Annotated in this window: 22 protein-coding genes; 16 read left to right on the top strand and 6 right to left on the bottom strand. The window is 43.3% G+C overall.

Going from position 1 to position 16,330, the window contains the following annotated elements:
- Positions 1 to 236: 236 nt before the first annotated feature.
- The 12 genes from Q366_RS18265 (at position 237) to Q366_RS18210 (ending at position 9,512) form a co-directional block, all read left to right on the top strand.
- A complete protein-coding gene (locus Q366_RS18265; protein ID WP_156968229.1) occupies positions 237 to 716 on the top strand; it encodes a hypothetical protein in 480 nt (159 codons plus the stop codon).
- A gap of 317 nt (positions 717 to 1,033) precedes the next feature.
- On the top strand, positions 1,034 to 1,540 hold the full coding sequence (locus Q366_RS18260) for a site-specific integrase (protein WP_035241959.1): 507 nt from the start codon (positions 1,034 to 1,036) through the stop codon (positions 1,538 to 1,540).
- A complete protein-coding gene (locus Q366_RS21060; protein ID WP_245620012.1) occupies positions 1,497 to 2,135 on the top strand; it encodes a tyrosine-type recombinase/integrase in 639 nt (212 codons plus the stop codon). The genes Q366_RS18260 and Q366_RS21060 overlap by 44 nt, the downstream gene beginning before the upstream one ends.
- 344 nt (positions 2,136 to 2,479) lie before the next feature.
- Complete coding sequence (locus Q366_RS18250) at positions 2,480 to 3,061, top strand: hypothetical protein (RefSeq protein WP_035241957.1); 582 nt, start codon at positions 2,480 to 2,482, stop codon at positions 3,059 to 3,061.
- A 121-nt stretch (positions 3,062 to 3,182) separates the two neighbouring features.
- Positions 3,183 to 3,416, top strand: coding sequence for a DUF5659 domain-containing protein (locus Q366_RS18245; RefSeq protein ID WP_035241955.1), 234 nt, complete (start codon positions 3,183 to 3,185; stop codon positions 3,414 to 3,416).
- A gap of 326 nt (positions 3,417 to 3,742) precedes the next feature.
- On the top strand, positions 3,743 to 4,819 hold the full coding sequence (locus tag Q366_RS18240; protein WP_156968227.1) for a hypothetical protein: 1,077 nt from the start codon (positions 3,743 to 3,745) through the stop codon (positions 4,817 to 4,819).
- Positions 4,820 to 4,845: 26 nt separating this feature from the next.
- Entirely contained in the window at positions 4,846 to 5,733 is an 888-nt protein-coding gene (locus tag Q366_RS18235; RefSeq protein WP_169742999.1) for a tyrosine-type recombinase/integrase, read from the top strand.
- 264 nt (positions 5,734 to 5,997) lie between these two features.
- Complete coding sequence (locus Q366_RS18230) at positions 5,998 to 6,894, top strand: tyrosine-type recombinase/integrase (protein ID WP_084691901.1); 897 nt, start codon at positions 5,998 to 6,000, stop codon at positions 6,892 to 6,894.
- An 82-nt stretch (positions 6,895 to 6,976) separates the two neighbouring features.
- On the top strand, positions 6,977 to 7,513 hold the full coding sequence (locus tag Q366_RS22045; protein ID WP_156968226.1) for a plasmid mobilization protein: 537 nt from the start codon (positions 6,977 to 6,979) through the stop codon (positions 7,511 to 7,513).
- The gene (locus Q366_RS18220; RefSeq protein WP_084691900.1) at positions 7,431 to 8,516 is read left to right on the top strand and encodes a relaxase/mobilization nuclease domain-containing protein; all 1,086 of its coding nucleotides are present in this window, start codon (positions 7,431 to 7,433) and stop codon (positions 8,514 to 8,516) included. Before Q366_RS22045 ends, Q366_RS18220 begins: the two co-directional genes overlap by 83 nt.
- Before the next feature lie 17 nt (positions 8,517 to 8,533).
- A complete protein-coding gene (locus tag Q366_RS18215; protein ID WP_051958150.1) occupies positions 8,534 to 8,815 on the top strand; it encodes a hypothetical protein in 282 nt (93 codons plus the stop codon).
- Positions 8,816 to 9,014: 199 nt separating this feature from the next.
- Complete coding sequence (locus tag Q366_RS18210) at positions 9,015 to 9,512, top strand: hypothetical protein (protein WP_035241944.1); 498 nt, start codon at positions 9,015 to 9,017, stop codon at positions 9,510 to 9,512.
- Positions 9,513 to 9,588: 76 nt separating this feature from the next.
- On the opposite strand, the gene Q366_RS18205 is transcribed toward Q366_RS18210, so the two are convergent.
- From Q366_RS18205 to Q366_RS18190, 5 genes are all read right to left on the bottom strand, one after another.
- On the bottom strand, positions 9,589 to 10,917 hold the full coding sequence (locus tag Q366_RS18205; protein ID WP_169742998.1) for a type IV secretory system conjugative DNA transfer family protein: 1,329 nt from the start codon (positions 10,915 to 10,917) through the stop codon (positions 9,589 to 9,591).
- A gap of 201 nt (positions 10,918 to 11,118) precedes the next feature.
- The gene (locus Q366_RS18200) at positions 11,119 to 12,333 is read right to left on the bottom strand and encodes an SH3 domain-containing protein (protein ID WP_035241940.1); all 1,215 of its coding nucleotides are present in this window, start codon (positions 12,331 to 12,333) and stop codon (positions 11,119 to 11,121) included.
- Between the two features lie 173 nt (positions 12,334 to 12,506).
- The gene (locus tag Q366_RS21430) at positions 12,507 to 12,665 is read right to left on the bottom strand and encodes a hypothetical protein (protein ID WP_156968224.1); all 159 of its coding nucleotides are present in this window, start codon (positions 12,663 to 12,665) and stop codon (positions 12,507 to 12,509) included.
- 107 nt (positions 12,666 to 12,772) lie between these two features.
- A complete protein-coding gene (locus Q366_RS18195) occupies positions 12,773 to 13,558 on the bottom strand; it encodes a hypothetical protein (RefSeq protein ID WP_035241938.1) in 786 nt (261 codons plus the stop codon).
- An 11-nt stretch (positions 13,559 to 13,569) separates the two neighbouring features.
- Positions 13,570 to 13,911 carry a hypothetical protein gene (locus Q366_RS18190; protein WP_035241936.1) on the bottom strand — a complete coding sequence of 114 codons (342 nt, stop codon included), beginning with the start codon at positions 13,909 to 13,911 and terminating at the stop codon, positions 13,570 to 13,572.
- A 422-nt stretch (positions 13,912 to 14,333) separates the two neighbouring features.
- Here Q366_RS18190 and Q366_RS18185 point away from each other — a divergent pair, with 422 nt between their 5' ends.
- From Q366_RS18185 to Q366_RS18170, 4 genes are all read left to right on the top strand, one after another.
- On the top strand, positions 14,334 to 14,579 hold the full coding sequence (locus Q366_RS18185) for a hypothetical protein (RefSeq protein ID WP_035241934.1): 246 nt from the start codon (positions 14,334 to 14,336) through the stop codon (positions 14,577 to 14,579).
- 1 nt (position 14,580) lies between these two features.
- A complete protein-coding gene (locus Q366_RS18180; protein WP_035241932.1) occupies positions 14,581 to 14,934 on the top strand; it encodes a type II toxin-antitoxin system RelE family toxin in 354 nt (117 codons plus the stop codon).
- A 134-nt stretch (positions 14,935 to 15,068) separates the two neighbouring features.
- Entirely contained in the window at positions 15,069 to 15,299 is a 231-nt protein-coding gene (locus Q366_RS18175; protein ID WP_156968223.1) for a hypothetical protein, read from the top strand.
- Between the two features lie 6 nt (positions 15,300 to 15,305).
- On the top strand, positions 15,306 to 15,719 hold the full coding sequence (locus Q366_RS18170) for a putative toxin-antitoxin system toxin component, PIN family (RefSeq protein ID WP_035241928.1): 414 nt from the start codon (positions 15,306 to 15,308) through the stop codon (positions 15,717 to 15,719).
- A gap of 11 nt (positions 15,720 to 15,730) precedes the next feature.
- Here Q366_RS18170 and Q366_RS18165 read toward each other — a convergent pair whose 3' ends face one another.
- On the bottom strand, positions 15,731 to 16,030 hold the full coding sequence (locus Q366_RS18165) for a DUF3768 domain-containing protein (protein ID WP_211251919.1): 300 nt from the start codon (positions 16,028 to 16,030) through the stop codon (positions 15,731 to 15,733).
- Between the last annotated feature and the right edge of the window lie 300 nt (positions 16,031 to 16,330).

The raw sequence follows: 16,330 nt of genomic DNA, 5'->3' as shown, positions 1-16,330 counted from the left end.
ATGCGGTTAATCTCGCGCTTACTTTTCTGTAACGCCTGAGTCACTGCCAGTGTGGGGCATTTACAGCCTAATTGAAACTGCCAAAGCAAATAGTCTTTAACCATACTGGTATCTTTGTTCCCTCTGGAAAAACTCCTCGATACTTATAATCAAGGATGATTACAAAACCTTGTTGCCTCACTATCTCGATATGCCCAGTCTTGCAGGTCCTCTTTATATCGCATAACGAACCGTACTTGCCAAGGTGTGGTTTATTAAGCGCTTACAAAGAAAAAACTGCCAAAAGTGACGAACTTAATATCGCTGATACTAAATTTTTTTCAGAAGTTGATTTTGATATCGAAAAACTGAAAACTTACAAAAAGGCTTATGAAAAACTTATACAAGATAAGAACTACGCCTACTCAATGGGAAACACGACAAGTTACGATCGGCAAATGAAAAGGAAGGAGGATTTCCTTCAGTTCTTACGCGATGAAAACATTAAGTATGAATTAAAAAATAATGGTGAAAAAATTCAGTTTCCCGCCATTGTTTCTCCAGAGACAGATTACAAAACCATAAATAATATGATTAAAAAAAATTACCTAGATGCCATGAAAAAACTCAAATCTTTGGATAAGAATTTACATACTTACTTCTCTAATCATATCAGGTCAGAGGGGGGAGCTTTCATCTATACTCCATCAGAGGATATTACCTGGCATTTAGATTGATCCCCAATAATATCCCCCCTTTAGTGTCTGCCCTCTTGTTTTCAGGAGGGCTTTTTTATTTCCATCATTTCAAATAGATAAGCAGCTACTACCCAAAAAGTCACACCGCAACAGCCAAAGTACCCCTTCATTTCCAGAGACAAGGACCCTGGAAAAGGAGAAACCATTTACAATGGCTGGCGGAAAAAATATATTAACTCCAGAGGAAACCGCAAAGTACCTGAAAAAAAGCGTGAGCTGGGTTTACAAACACGCAGAGGAACTGGGCGGAAGGAAGCTCGGAGGTTCATTATTTTTCCCAGCAGAGGAGGACCTCTATGAGTTTATATTTTGTAAAAGGAAAGGGGTGGAGGTACGACTTCACCCTGAACGGAAAACGGTACACAAAAAGCTGGTTCACAACCAAAAAAGAGGCCAAGCAGGCCGAAGCCAAGCGAAAGGAGGAAGTACAGAACCCGGAACATACGATGATCACAGACCCGATCCCAACCGACATGGACTTCTTGGAGTTGGTCAATAGACGGCTGGACCATATAAAAGAATACAACTCAGAGCAGCATTATGAGGGACATATCTATTATGCTCGAAAATGGTGCGCTTACTGGGGTGATAAGAAGTGCAGCGATATCACCGTTGATATGGTTCAATCTTTTTTGCTGAAAAGAAAACGCGATGTTTCAGCAGTAACAGCCAACAAAGAACTCAGGTTGTTAAGGAGCCTGTTTAATTTCGGGATCAAAGCCCCCAGAAACTGGATAAAAGACAATCCAACGGTGGGGATTGAATTTTTCCCGATTGTTAAAAAAAAAAAAAAAAAAGAATAAGTATTTTCCACCGAAAGAAGATGTGGTTAAGGTTGTTACGGCTGCCGATCAAGAAACCCAAGATTATCTGTGGACAATCATTTGCACCATGGGCCGAATGGGAGAAATCAACAATCTAAAATGGAGTGATGTAAATCTTGAAGAAAGATACCTGGTTCTTTATACAAGAAAGAAAAAGGGAGGCCACCTAACTCCCAGGCGGATTCCAATCAACAACAAATTGTTCGGAGTCCTTGAAAGCCGGTATCAAAAACGAGATGAGTCACAGCCCTGGGTGTTTTGGCATCGCTACTGGAGCAGAAAAGCTGGAGAGTGGGTCGAAGGCCCATACAGAGATCGGAAGAAAATCATGACAACTCTATGTGATAAGGCCGATGTAAAATATTTCAGGTATCATGCGTTGAGGCACTTTGGGGCGTCGATGCTGGATCATGACAAGGTGCCCATCGGGACCGTACAACGTATCCTCGGGCATGAAAACCGGCTGACAACCGAGATTTATCTTCATTCAATTGGTGATAGTGAGCGGGCTGCCGTGAGTTGCCTGGATCAGAGTTTTGATGAGTTTTCTCACACAGACTCTCACACAAAATAAAAAAGGCTTTCAAGCTAAAACCTGAAAACCCTTGTAGTTTGTGGCGCGCCCGGCAGGATTCGAACCTGCGACCCCTTGATTCGTAGGGAGAACCTTTAAGCTTTCAATCCTCTTTAAAAATTAGTAACTTACCGAATTTATTAACTAAAGCAATCCCACATTTTTTCCAATTTTTCATAATTTTTCCAGTTTTGGAAAAAAAGTCTCACCCCAATCCCCACCCCGGCAATGCTTAAATTTTTTGCATCAATCCTGCTTTCCGACAGGTTTAATGAATTTATAATAAATTGAATTGTTGTTTTTATCCGCATTTTGCTACTATTAGACTTCTCAGCACTTATCAAATGGCTCAATCTATTTTAAGCCTGCATCTTGTCGTTGAGCGGCAAAATGTGATCGGCGGCTATTTTGAAAGCCAGCAAACCGCCATTCCATTCGAATTTCGAGGTAACCCCAACCGAGCAACTGCGATGCTTAGAAATTTGTTGCATGATCAGGCTCAGAGACAGTCCATTAAGCCCTCAAAGCCCGCTTTAAGTTTGTCACCTGATGTTGGCTGGCACGACATTGCTATAGAAATGGCTGAAGAAACAGCCAGTATCTGGTGCAGAGGCAAACTCGTTGCCCATGATGTCTCTTACAAGGAAATGGGCTTCCAAGACTTAAAAAGGAAAATGCCAAATATCAGATGGGATTATATGCAAAAGCTGGCGAGGAACAGCTGCCTCGAACCCCAAGGGAATGATTTCGCTGGTAATTTAAAAAAACAGGTTAGCGAACTAAGACACGATTTGCGAGGCTTTTTCAAAATCAGTGAAGACCCGTTCCATCCATTTCAAATAGGCGGCTTTTACATGCCCCGGTTCAAGATCAAAATAAAACGCCATAAAAATGAAATAAAAGGCATCACTATCGAAAACCTCTGACCCCTTTGGATGAATTCACCCAAAATTGAAACTTCTTCCCAGTAAGGCTTAAAGGGCTTTTTCATTTTACCAGGGTGAATTCACCCCCTATAAGTAGAGAACACATTTAATTTCATTTCAAATGCAAGCCCAATATTTCCAAACAAAAAATATGCCGTTGGCGATCACGCTGATAACTGTGGGATTCAAGCTGGAGACGCTGGATCGAAAATCAGAAAAGACCACCTACTATTTTTTACGAGTCGCCGGACTGGATGAGGCTGTACAAGCCTTTTGGCAGCGGAATTTGAAAGTCGAACCTTTGGCTCTTTTCATTAACCAGGCAATTATTTCTTCCTGCTTTCTATCTGAATAATGCAACTCATTTTCAAAAACATCCTGTCCCATTTTTACCTTTAACCTTTTTTGTTAATGCAAAATTCCCCAGCCGCAGAAACGATCAAAGAGCCGGATCAAAATCATACGCCTGCTCCGCCAAAGGAAAGAGGTCAATGCAATGTCGTCTATTCCAAAATTTTTCAGAATGGGACGATTTTAGAAACGATCTATGATCCTGTTTTGGAAGATACTCATTTTGTTGTTGTAAAAAACGGCAGGGCAACGAAAATGGGCGAGTTTGAATACAATGGTAAAACCTACATTCCGCCGAATCCCTCGAATCCTTTAATCGAACGGAGATTTGTGAAACTGCCTTCATGTGTAGACCCGAATTGCGGAGATGAAAAATACCTCATCAAGGAAATTCAATCCTTTATTCACGCTTATGTTCAGCTTTCGGCGGAGTTTGAAAAAATTGCCGCCTATTATGTTCTGCTGTCGTGGACATATGACGCTTTTCAAGAACTTTCCTATTTGCGGGTGCTGGGTGATTTCGGCTCGGGTAAATCCCGCTTTTTAAAAGTCGTCGGTTCACTTTGCTACAAATCGGTTTTTCTAAGTGGAGCTGCCAGCATTTCAGCCTCTTTTCGGATTATCAACGAAATAAAGGGAACTTTTGTGTTGGACGAGGCAGATTGGCGGTTTTCCGACACCACCAGTGAAATTATCAAAATTCTGAATCAGGGCTTTTCCAAAGGCGTGCCTGTATTGCGAAGCGAACCGAAAAGCAAAAATTTAAAGTCTTTCGAGCCTGTGGCGTTCGATGTTTTCTGTCCCAAAATCATTGCCACCCGCCGTTCTTTTGTCGATGAAGCATTAGAAAGCCGCTGCCTGACCGCATCCATGGAATCTCTGACTCGGGATGATATTAAAGAAAATTTGGATGAAGAATTTGAACGCGAGGCGTTGTGGCTCAGGAATAAGTTGCTTGCTTTCCGGCTAAAAAAAATGTCCAATGGCATCCAATTTACCAGCTTGCCGGGTATCAGAATTGAACCCAGGCTCCGGCAAATCATCACCCCGCTCTATTCCGTTGTCCAGACCTTTGAAGCCCGGCAGGAGATTCTCCAATTCATCAAAAATCAGCAGCGTGAACTGACCGACGCTCGTTACCATTCCTTTGAAGGAGAGTTGTTGAAAATTTATTTTGAACTTTTGGAAAAACAGGCAGAGCCGTTGATTCAGGACATTACCGCCGGATTCAATCAGAAAAACACCAGCAACTACCCGGTGAAGCCCAAAAAGGTCGGAGCCGTCTTTGACCAGATTTTCCATTTGCAGAAAAAACGGATTTCAGACGGCTACTGCATTGTCTACTCCGAAGCCAACCGAATTCAATTGGAAAAGCTGAAAAAGAAATATGGACTGGAAGGCGGATGAACTTCGTGTACTTTATGTATTTTTCAATGAAAATTATAGACCTCCAAGATCGATTTAAACACTACGCGCTTTACGAGCGGGGCATTACTGCCAAAGCTGTTAAAAGCGTCTCTGCAAGTCTTAGGATGCTTTGCGACCATTCCGGCACGGAAGAACTCCGGGATTTGGATGCTGATCTGATTCGCGACTTTTTGCATTACGGTCGTGAGGTCAAACTATGGAAGCCCAAGACCTTTCACAACCACTGGCAAAACTTCAAAACTTTTTTCAACTGGTGCCTGAAAAATCAACTGATTCGAAAAAATCCGGTTGCCGGGATTGAAAAGCCCAAACTTGAAAAGGCTTTGCCGCGTTTCATCTCGCGGGAGGATGCTCAGAAGGTTCTTTACTACGCTGAATGGCATTCTTGGCGGTATAGTTTGGAAAAATACCGGAATCTTGCCATCATTGCCACATTCATTTTTACCGGGCTGCGCTTACAGGAATTATTGAACCTGAAAATTGAAAATGTGAATTTGAATAGCCGGGACATCATCGTGAAAATGGGTAAAGGGAAAAAAGACCGGATCGTTCCGATCCATTCCCGGCTTGTCCCAATTTTGAATCGCTACCTTGAAGAAAAACGGAAAGCAGGTAAAATGTCCATGTGGTTTTTCAGCGGAATCAAATCCGATAAAAAACTGTATCCCAAGGATGTCCAGCGCATCTGCCGTAAAGTTTCAACAGCATCCGGTGTATATTTTACCCCCCACTGTTTACGGCACACCTTTGGTCGCCTGATGGCGGAAGCCGACTTTGGACTCTATAAGTTGAAGGAGGTCATGGGGCATGAACAACTGACCACCACCCAGCGTTATCTTTCCGCCTCCATCCCCTCCATCAAAAAAAGTTTCGCGCAAGTGGACATCCTCTAATTCTTTCACATTTCAACACTCACAATTTAATTGCCTTGTGGTCGCTGAATCCTCAGCCCTATCTGAGAGATAAAATTCGGTAATTGGCTTAAACAAGGGAAAATGAGCTTAAAACCTTAATGAATACGGCTCATAACCCGGAGGTCGTGGGTTCAATTCCCACCCCCGCAACCAAATTTCCCTTCAAAAAGCCAAATTCTCAGAACAGATAGGACAAAAACAGTCATTCAGTGACCATCAGGCTCGACCCGATGGTCGTTGACTATGACTGAGATCCTTACATTACATCGTCGTTTCCGCGACTACTCCTTCGCTTTCAAGGGAAACACGCCCCGAACCGTGCGGTGGTTTCATGATTCCATGCGGAGTTTTGTGACTCATTCAGGTATTGAAAAATTGGATGAGGCTACCCGTGGACAAATTGAAGAATGGCTGTTTCGAGGTAAGAATGAACGGAGCTGGTCTGCCAAGACAATACGCAACCATCTTCAGGCATTAAGTTCATTTTTCGAATGGTGCGTCAAAGAGGAATTCCTGCCGGAAAATCCGGTTAAAAAAATTTCCCGTCCCAAACTGCCGAAGCGGATTCCAAAGCATTTGACCAAAGAACAAGCCTTGAACCTGATTGAATGGGCGTGGAATTTCAACTATAGCTACAAGTTTGAACGCAGCAGAGCCGCCGCCATTATCGCGACTTTCATTTTTTCCGGTGTTCGTTTGCAGGAGTTGGTCAATCTGAAACTTCAGGAAATTGATCTTGAGAATAAAACCTTGTTTGTGAAAAGTGGAAAAGGAGAGAAAGACCGGATTGTTCCGCTGTGTCCCCGCTTGATTGAAATTTTGAAAGCGTATTTAAAAGACCGGAACCGACTCAAGAAAAACTGTCCTTATTTTTTCACTGCCATGCGGGAAGACAACCGGATGGGAGATAAGGTGATCCCGCGCTTAGTTCAGCGGTTGAGGGAAAAAAGCGGCATCTACTTTTACCCGCACATGCTCCGCCATACATTCGCTACGCTCATGCTGGAGGGCGGCTGTGATCTTTTCAGCCTGTCCAAGATGATGGGGCATTCCGATATCAAGACGACTACCATCTACCTTTCTGCCACGGCGGGGCATCTTCAGGAGCAGATCGCGAAACATCCCCTCAATGATGCCTGACACAAGTGCATGAAGTACATGCGCGGCTTTTTGTTTGTCCTTTTCGGACAAAGCAAGATTGCATTTCACTAAGTGGATACCATTGAAATGCATCTTGCAAAGGCTCTGCCCCTTGACCCCGTTCAGGGGGTATCCCCCTGAAAACCCCCGTCTCATGGATAATGAATTATCCACTCGTCTAATCCAGCCCAATATGACTGATTCTTCTCCCGAAAATTACAACGCGCAGAAAAAAGCCGCGCAGCGGCGCAGGCGGAACCGCTACATGCGGGAGGATTACCGGAAGCGGAAAAAATTTATCACTTGTGTTTTTGAACCGGGACAGTACCAGGAGCTTGAGCAGCTTGCCGGAAAATTCGGCATTAAGCCCACAACATTTCTGCGGGAAGCTGCCCTGGCTTACGCCCGGCAACGCCGGATTCTCTCCCGAGAAATTACAGATCAATTGCCCTTGTTAATCGCCTTGCTCCGTAATATTGCCAACAACATCAACCAGATTGCCCGGCGGACAAACACATTCAAGCAAGCTTCATTCTATGACTTGGCAAAGGCACGGCGGAATGTGCAGAAGTTGGAGGCAGCAATTCTCAAATTCATTCATTCTTCAAATGATCATTAAATCCATGACGCGCAAAGGTTCTCCAAGTTTCGGTCAACTTTTAAGGTACATGGTCGGAGGCTCTGTTCCCGCCGTCTGCCCTGCCATTTTGCATAATCTGAAAACTGATGATGGCAACCTGACACGGATTGAGGGCGAGTTTTTGAAAAATTTTCAGCATTGCCCAAAGCGGAAAAACGGTGTCGTGCTTTTCCACGAGATTTTGTCTTTTTCTGTTTTGGATAAAGCCAAGGTGGCACCGGAAATTGTGGAGGATTTGGGGCGGGAGTATTTGAGGCTCCGTGCGCCGGATGCGCTGGGCTATGCTTGTCCGCATTTTGAAAAAGATTCTGCCCATCTGCATATCATGCTGTCCGGTAATCTGATCGGCAGCCGGAAAAAGCTGCGGCTGAGTAAAAAACAGTTTTCAGAAATCAAACGGGAGCTGGAGCGGATTCAGCGCGAACGGTATCCCGAACTTGCCAACTCAGTGGTATTTGAGGGTAAGGAGTTAAAGCCGCACCGGAAAGAAAATCGGGAAGAACGGGAGTTGGGGCGGCGGTTGAAAAAGGAAGGACAGCAAACGGAAAAGGAGCGGGTTGCAGAAGTGTTGGGCGCGTGTTTGCGGCATTCGAAGTCTGAGCAGGATTTTGAAGCTCGTCTGAAAAAAATGGGATTTGCATTTTATCTCCGGGGGAAAACCCCGGGGGTGAGCAATATTGAGACCCGGCGTAAGTACCGTTTAAACACATTGGGTTGTTTGCCGGATTACGAGGCGGAGCGGGAACGCTGGAAAAAATTGCCTATTCGGACGGCTGAAATCAAAACGATTCAACAGAATCGTTTTATGCAGCAGTTTAAACGCTTGGATTGCCGGAAGGATATTCGGGAGGTGCTGGAATCTCGGGGGCTGCCGGAACCGGATGAGATGCCGCATATTCGGAAACGCCGGATGGAGTTGCAGCGGGTGGCGCGGCTGCAACGGAATTTGCGCCGGAGTGTGCAAGCCCGGTTGAAGCGGTAATTGTCTTTTATTTTCCAATGCTGAAAGATTCTGAAATCTCGAAGATTGATGGCGGGGCTGAGGCTCAGACGCAGGAAATCCGGGTGGACACTCGGGAGGCGGTGGCTGGTTTGGAGGTGGAAGAACAAGGTTATGCTGATGTGGAGGTGTTGCGGGAATTTCTTATGAAGGAACTGAAAGGGAAAAAGTTTCGGCTTGACTGCGGACATCGGGTGACCTTTGGTCATCCTTTGGGGAATGATATTACGATTCGGAATGGGGTGAGACCGGAGATTGTTTGTTCATTGTGTGGGTATTGAGTTTTTGTTTTCATCGTGAATTTACGATTGAAATTCCCCCCAAAAGTAGTTTATTCTCAACTGAAATAATCTCAGGATTCGTATTTCAAAAAGGATGATGATCCCTGAGTCATCAATAAACAAACTAATAGACCGATTCATAGTTCTTTATTGTGCGATTATATGGAGTATCTTTTTATAAAAATTAAAGGAGTTCCCAATGTCAAAGAATCTGCAAACAAGGACAACAGAGGATGAGAAAGATATTCCTTCAGAGGAAACATTACATCTCCAGTTGCAAATTGAATGGCAAGATCATATCCAAACAAGAAACCAGACATGGAAGACTCTCCAAATTGATGCAGCTATTTTTCTTGCAGTAATCGGCGCAGATATCAAACTGAATAATCCTTGGCTTTTAATTCCTCTTGGTGGTGTTCTATTCGTTTCAACAATTTTTGGGATTGCTGTCACAATTCATCATCGGAAAGTTCAAGTTCAGAAATTCCAATTTATTTATATGTTGGAAGAAAAATTAGGGCTGTTAAAAGATGGATACCTATCAGGGATCAAAAAGCCGGATGAATTTAAATGGGGTAATATCTTTGATTTTGAAAGGATGAGGACTCCAACGTTTATCTTGGTGATGCATTTGCTTCTTTTAATATTTATGATGATATACATCGTTCTGCGTATAGCTGCTGTAGCAATATCATAATGCTGACAGCAGAAACAGAAGTCAGGCAAAGGTCGGCTGCAGAGCAAAATAACATGATTGCTGAATCTGAAAAACATCACACCAACGGCAACTCCAACTTCCTCCCTTCTCCCACAGCCCCTCGAATCTCCGCCTGAGCTTTTTCAGTCAGCTTGTTTAAGCGCGGAATCCTAAAATACGGTTTCATATTCAGCAGAATTGGGCGTTTCGCTCCACTGATTAGAATGCCTTTATCCTTCGGCAGCATGCGGATTTCATCCGCTGTCATAAGTGGCTTTGCCACTGTCCGGGCGTTTTCGGAAAAGTCGCCATACACCACATCATACGCCGTGTTCACACCCAGCACCCGTTCCAGATACAGGCATGTTTCTAAATCCATGCCGGAAAAAAAGAGCTTGTTGCTCATGCCGCCGGAGAAAATGGTGCTTGCATCATTCAGCCCATAGACGGCTTTGAGCTGTGCCAAGTCTTGCAAAATGATGGAAATGGAACAGCGGCGTTTGCGAAGGGTCGTGGCGATGGCGGCAAAGTTGTTGATTCTGCCGAGGTTGCCGAATTCATCCAAGAAGAAAAACACGGGTAGTGTGTGTGGTTCATAATGCCGGAGACAGTATTCAAAACAGGCGGAATAAAACAGGTTGATGAACAGGGAAAAGTAGCGCACCTTTTCTTCGGGTGTGATGATGTAAATGACGGTGGGTTCCCGGCGGAGGGCGGGAATGTCCACGAGGTTTCCGGCGGTTAGCCGGACAATGTCGGGATCGCTCCAAAGGTCGAGGGCGGTACGGGCGGTGCTGAGGATATTGGCGGAAAGTTTCGGGTCTTGGGCGACAAAGGCTTTGTATTCGGTGAACATGGTGTCATTCAGGGTGCGGGACATGAAGGTATGGATTTCATCGTTTTGCAGTCCGAGGTGGTTGAGCAGGTGGCGGACATTTCCGAGGTTGATAATTTTTTGATCTTTTGTGCCGACGACTGCGGCGAGGCAGATATGCAAAATATTAGCGGCGGCGTTTTGCCAGAAAGCGTCTGCTCTCCCCTGGCTGGGGCAGAGGGTGTTGGCGAGTTGTTTGAGTTCGGGCTGGGTGTGGCAGTGGTGGAGCGGATTGAAGGTTAGACTTTGGCTGAGATCGGCTGGGTTGAGGACTTGTATTCGGAAACCCCGGCTTTGGAGGTGTCCGGATGTTTTTTGGAATATTTCTCCGCTGGGGTCGGTAACGACGGCACTGCCTTGGAGGTTGAGCAGATTGGGGATGACATAGCGGGTGGTTTTGCCGCTGCCGGTGGGGGCGACGAGGCAGAGGTTTTTGTAGGAGTCTTCGAGTGAGAGGCGGTATTTTTCGGAGAGGATGAGTCCGTGGTGTTTTCGGGTGGACATGAATTTAAGCATGTCGTATCTGTGCATCCATTGGGCTTTTCCGTGGATGTTGCTGCGGGAAATACCTTTGAGGCAGCGGTAGGTGATGGTGAATATTTTTGAAACGAGAAAAAGGGTTTGGTGGAGGAAGTGCATAAGGCGTGTGGAAATGGATATTTTAACCGCTGTACCAAGAATGGTGAATAATCAGCAGTCAGAAAATCGCTTAACACTAAGTGAATGAATACATCAACGCCTTAGAGGGACAATATATCTCGTAGCCACCCAACCCGATAATATATCCACTGAATCTGTTACTTCCACTTCAACTTGTGTCCAGTTTTTCCTTTTCTGGATAACACGAACCAATTTCCCTCTATTCAACTTGGCAAGAACTTGAGATTTCATTTTCGCGCTCTGTCTCAAGTTAAGAATATCTGCTGTCACAACCCGATATTCTCCATAGGCTTCTAAATCAATTTCACGAGGTAAGGTTTTTATTGCTTTTGTAACTTCTCGACTTGATGTTAGAGAATGTGAATCAAGGATTTTTTGGACATCAGGAGTCAATAGAGCTGCTATTACACTGACCAGAAATGTGATGAGGATGTTATTTATTATCCAAATCGCTATGTTTTGGGCAGGTTTTTTCAAACACGACAAACGAGATAGCAGTAGGTCGATTGACGCTTTTTCAGAGATTTCTTCCAGAAAATCACTAACCTCAATGCTTAAATCTGCAAAATCTATGCGTTGATTTTCTAAGGATATACTTCCGTCATCATGTATATAGTAATTAGGTGTAGAAAAATTATTAGCGAACTCATTAATCTTCTCTGCTATATTAAAAGGATTAAAGTTTTCTTGATTTTGAAATGCTTGAAGCGTGGAGGCAACAACTCCCTTGAAATCTAATAATTCTTGAATTCTTTTTTGTTCTTTAAGAATCGTTTGTAAATATTTAGGCGGTTCAAACATTTTTCGCAAAGACTCTTGTTCCTCCATAAATTGTTTTATATATCCTGGAGGTTCATACATCTTACGAATATTTTCTTGTTCTTCTACTATCCGCTTTATGTAATCAGGTAATTCGCATATTTGTTGAAAAGACTTTTGTATTTCCTCGATCATCTGCCTCATTACCCCAGATGGTTCATACATCTTGCGAAAAGAAGCTTCTTGATCTTTTATGATTTGTTTTACATAGTCAGGTGACTCGTATATGTGCTGAAACGACTTTTGTTGTTCTTCAACAAGTTGTTTCATATATTCAGGAGGCTCGCACATTTTACGAATAGACTCTTGTTCTTCCATCATTTGTTTTACATAATCAGGTGGTTCATATATCTGTTGAAGGGACTTTTGTTCTTCGATCATTTGCTTCATACCGCCATGCTCGTCAATCGCTTTCTGAAACGCCTCCATTTCATTGACAATTCTTTTTATATTTTTGGAATCAGACATGTTCTCTTATTCTTTTTAATATCGCAGTTCATTTTGCAGAATTGAACCATTTTCTAATTTGTTTTTTACTCATAGAGTGCATCGACAACGCGCTTTTTGAAAGCCTGAAAAACAGTCGAAAGGAGATCTGTAAATAGCCCAAGTAAACACAAATATTCTATTAAAAAAAATTCTTATAAATCAATTTTCGTTCCAGCATTGATCAAATCTGCAACATTTAAAAAAATGGGAATTATTTTTTTTCCGAAATAAAGCACGCTAAAGTCACTGAGGATTGCCCCAATCATCGCAAAAAATGGATTCATATTTTTAATGGAAAATTTCTTTTTCATATTCCGGCTCCTTTTTCTAACAATAGAATCAACGCATGCTATATTTCAATATCAAACAATCAATCTAAATAGTTACACCGGATTTATTGATACCACAACAAAATGATTTAAATAATATTTTGTTTTTCCATCTCCCCCTCCACCAAAACCATTCGCACCGCCGCCTCGGGATCAATCCGGAATTTTTCCAATCGGAAATCCGGGTCTTCTCGGTGTAGTCGGAAAGCTGCAACCAAAATATCCTCCAGTGCATTCAAATTTCCGATGGATTCACGAATGTCCGAAGTTTTGAAATCCCGCTCAGTTTGCGGACTTGCCGCTTCCAGGATTTTTTCACAAGTGGCAATGAGATCCGCCGGGCTGTCGCAGTTCATGGCGAGCTGCAAATCGCTCAAGCTGTCGATCCCAAATCCAGCCAAAGCCGGAATCAATTTTGTGCTGAGTTGGTTTTCGATAGCGTGATGCAGTTCCGCCCGTTGGTGTGTCTCAAATTCAACAATCCGGTCTTCGATTTGATTCAAATTCAGACGACCGTCTGCAACTTGGTCATTCAGGATGCTATCCTTTTCTTGTTTTTCTTCTACCGCCTTTTTGACATCCTTCGGCAAATCATCCGCCGCCTTTCCCAAAGCTGCCCGAGCCGCCCGGACTTTTTCTTCATTTTCAGGAGTCGTTTCCTGCCCGTTCATGTCTTCCAAAATTTGTCGAGCATTTGAAATATCGTTGGCTTTGGAGTCATGTCCAATTGCCTGTTCATCCAGCACTTCGGCTTTCTTTTTTTGGCTAAGATTTTCTTTACCTTTTGAAGACAGAAAGCTGTTTAATTCTTGTGGTATCTCAAAAGATTCAGAAGATTCGATTTTTGAACGATCTAAATTTTCTTCATAAGGCATACCCCAGAATTTTAAAATCGTTTCAGCTTGTCCGTCAAAAAACCTTTGGCTTCAAGGATACTGATTGCCTGCTCATGGCTGAGTTTGTATTTCCCCTTGGGATCAGTCATTAGGTCGTAGAGGCTTTGAGATTCTGCATACATCTTTTCTTTGATTTTTTCTGCGGCTTTCCGTTTTTCCTCAGCCGCTTGCCGCAACTCCGCTTCCGCCTTTTTCGCTGCCTCAATAGAACCGCTCAGATCATACTCACCCGCCAAAGCCGGGATGATGGGAGGAACTGCATTCATCCAAAATATTATAGCAGCTAAAAATGAAAATACCGTGATTGACTGATTTACCCAGTTTGATTTCATTTCGACACCTCGAAAAGTTAAAGGGGCAACGGTCTCACCGCGCCCCTCTCAAGGTGTCGCCAAACACCTAACATGAAACACGACAAAACACGTGCCCCTACTGGGCACGTCTCCTGTAGCATCGTTTCATGTTTTATAAAGTTGGCGACTTTTGAGAGGAACGATTGCTAAAGCAACGTGACAAATTGTATACGGACGCTATACCGCGTCCTTAATCAGTCTATTGACCGTTTATGCTTATTTCATTAACCCCCTTCGGTTAAAATTAAAAATCAAGGCTTATGCCTCATCAAATTCCAAAATAATCCAAATATCCGGCAGAATCAAACTCTTTCTGCCTGCTCGCCGTATTGATTTCGCCCTAAAAAAGACTTATAATCTTTTTATATTTAAACTTCTTAGATATGGAGACATTAGAGGCAATGCCCACCACACTTCGACATATTCCGGGAGCGGAACTCTCCCCCATTTTGCAGAACAAATTTAATGTCAAGCCTCATCAGCTTTTGACGCTCACTATTGAGGTCGAAAAGGAAGATAGACCTGAGGAAGAATATGATATGGAAAATTTGGGAGAGGCTTTACTTGAAAGCCTAAAAGAAATAGCCGAAGCTAAAAGACAAGGGAGAGAACTGCCCAACGCCAGAGATCTAATAAACAGCCTCTAAAATGTATCAAATCAAATATACCGCTTCCTTTAAGCGCGACCTAAAGAAACTCTCCAAAAAGTATCCTCAAATAAAAAAAGACCTATCATCCCTGCTCGACCAGTTTGAAGAGGGAATTTTTGAAGGGGACGAATTACAAGATTTTCCCGGAACCGTCTATAAAGTCCGTGTCGGCTCCACAGATCAACGACGGGGGAAGCTTGGAGGCTTCCGAGTCATTTATTTGATTGTTGTCAATATGGAAACAGTCCATCTGATGACAATATACGCAAAGGCTCGACAGGCAGACCTTACCCATCGGCAAAAACAAGAACTCAAAGAGATAGTCGAATTTATAATCGGTTCTGAAGAATAGAAAAAATTTTGAATTTTCTTCTCTTACCTTTCATAATTTTTCCGGATTTTTCCGGCTTCTGCCAGTCAAAGGATTTGCGTTTCAGGGGAATGTGTTTTAAATTATAGGCATAATTACAAAGAATTATGGAGAATATGAAAATGCCAGCAACCGTTTTGGAAAATATAAAAGGTCAGGATTTACCGGCTGATTTGCAGAAAAAATTAAATATGCAACCGAACAGGTTATACACCCTCAAAGCCCAGCCTCAGGATGAATACATTTCCTTTCTACGAGCGATAAAAATAACACAACAAAATGCAAAAAAACGAGGCGTGACGGACGAAATGGTAGCTGATGCCCTTGGCGTAGATTCGATACTCTAATTCTCAATGTTGAAAATAATCTTAGACACCAACATCATTATCAGTGCTGCATTTTCGGCGACTTCAACATCAGCTCAAGCATTACAATTCGCTTTCAAAAAACACAGTGTTTTGGCTTCGCTTGAAACCTACAATGAGTTGACAACAGTTCTTTATAGAAAAAAATTCGATGCACTGATTTCCCCTGAAGATCGGAAACTGATTATAGACACCTTCTCCGAGGATGTTGATTGGGTTTATCCTAAAGAAAAAATCACCGCCTGTCGTGATCCGAAGGACAATATGCTCTTGGAGTTGGCAGTCTCAGGCAATGCAGATTTCATCATTACCGGAGATCAGGATTTGCTTGAACTGAATCCGTTTCGGAATATCCAAATTGTAAAACCGGCAGAGTTTCTGCAAATAGTGGAGAAGGAATAAAAGTCCAGCGATCAATACTCGTGCGACAACATGATGGTTAAAACCCGATTTGTTACATCCGGGTCGTCTTTGGCTGGTGAATGATACAAATAATCCTTGTCATAATAGTCGATTTTCCAGAATGCCATTTCCCCGTCTGCCTTCACCGAGCCCATATCATGCTCACCATACGGGTCATTCTCAGGGGTGAAATCATTGAACGCCATGATTTCTTGAATGATTTTTATCCGGGTGCTGTCCCGCAGTGCGGCGATTCCGGGAGTGCAGACAATTCGCCCACCTTCTAATGTCGTCCGTAGTCGATCATTCAACAGCCGTACTTTTTCCGTATCAATCTCATGGGGTGTAAGCGCTTAATAAACCACACCTTGGCAAGTACGGTTCGTTATGCGATATAAAGAGGACCTGCAAGACTGGGCATATCGAGATAGTGAGGCAACAAGGTTTTGTAATCATCCTTGATTATAAGTATCGAGGAGTTTTTCCAGAGGGAACAAAGATACCAGTATGGTTAAAGACTATTTGCTTTGGCAGTTTCAATTAGGCTGTAAATGCCCCACACTGGCAGTGACTCAGGCGTTACAGAAAAGTAAGCGCGAGATTAACCGCAT

The organism is Desulfobacter vibrioformis DSM 8776 (assembly GCF_000745975.1).
Lineage (GTDB): Bacteria > Desulfobacterota > Desulfobacteria > Desulfobacterales > Desulfobacteraceae > Desulfobacter > Desulfobacter vibrioformis.
The sequence above is the reverse complement of the archived record's forward strand: the minus strand, read 5'-3'. Positions and strand labels throughout refer to the sequence as shown.

Bases quoted from the DNA above. Each gene is read 5' to 3' on its own strand.
- Q366_RS18230 (WP_084691901.1), top strand. From the start codon at position 5,998: ATGACTGAGATCCTTACATTACATCGTCGTTTCCGCGACTACTCCTTC.
- Q366_RS18190 (WP_035241936.1), bottom strand. From the start codon at position 13,911: ATGAAATCAAACTGGGTAAATCAGTCAATCACGGTATTTTCATTTTTA.
- Q366_RS18210 (WP_035241944.1), top strand. From the start codon at position 9,015: ATGTCAAAGAATCTGCAAACAAGGACAACAGAGGATGAGAAAGATATT.
- Q366_RS18175 (WP_156968223.1), top strand. From the start codon at position 15,069: ATGAAAATGCCAGCAACCGTTTTGGAAAATATAAAAGGTCAGGATTTA.
- Q366_RS18235 (WP_169742999.1), top strand. From the start codon at position 4,846: ATGAAAATTATAGACCTCCAAGATCGATTTAAACACTACGCGCTTTAC.
- Q366_RS18215 (WP_051958150.1), top strand. From the start codon at position 8,534: ATGCTGAAAGATTCTGAAATCTCGAAGATTGATGGCGGGGCTGAGGCT.
- Q366_RS18195 (WP_035241938.1), bottom strand. From the start codon at position 13,558: ATGCCTTATGAAGAAAATTTAGATCGTTCAAAAATCGAATCTTCTGAA.
- Q366_RS18260 (WP_035241959.1), top strand. From the start codon at position 1,034: ATGAGTTTATATTTTGTAAAAGGAAAGGGGTGGAGGTACGACTTCACC.
- Q366_RS18250 (WP_035241957.1), top strand. From the start codon at position 2,480: ATGGCTCAATCTATTTTAAGCCTGCATCTTGTCGTTGAGCGGCAAAAT.
- Q366_RS18185 (WP_035241934.1), top strand. From the start codon at position 14,334: ATGCCCACCACACTTCGACATATTCCGGGAGCGGAACTCTCCCCCATT.
- Q366_RS21430 (WP_156968224.1), bottom strand. From the start codon at position 12,665: ATGAAAAAGAAATTTTCCATTAAAAATATGAATCCATTTTTTGCGATG.
- Q366_RS18170 (WP_035241928.1), top strand. From the start codon at position 15,306: ATGTTGAAAATAATCTTAGACACCAACATCATTATCAGTGCTGCATTT.
- Q366_RS18205 (WP_169742998.1), bottom strand. From the start codon at position 10,917: ATGCACAGATACGACATGCTTAAATTCATGTCCACCCGAAAACACCAC.
- Q366_RS18220 (WP_084691900.1), top strand. From the start codon at position 7,431: ATGACTTGGCAAAGGCACGGCGGAATGTGCAGAAGTTGGAGGCAGCAA.
- Q366_RS18200 (WP_035241940.1), bottom strand. From the start codon at position 12,333: ATGTCTGATTCCAAAAATATAAAAAGAATTGTCAATGAAATGGAGGCG.
- Q366_RS18245 (WP_035241955.1), top strand. From the start codon at position 3,183: ATGCAAGCCCAATATTTCCAAACAAAAAATATGCCGTTGGCGATCACG.
- Q366_RS18180 (WP_035241932.1), top strand. From the start codon at position 14,581: ATGTATCAAATCAAATATACCGCTTCCTTTAAGCGCGACCTAAAGAAA.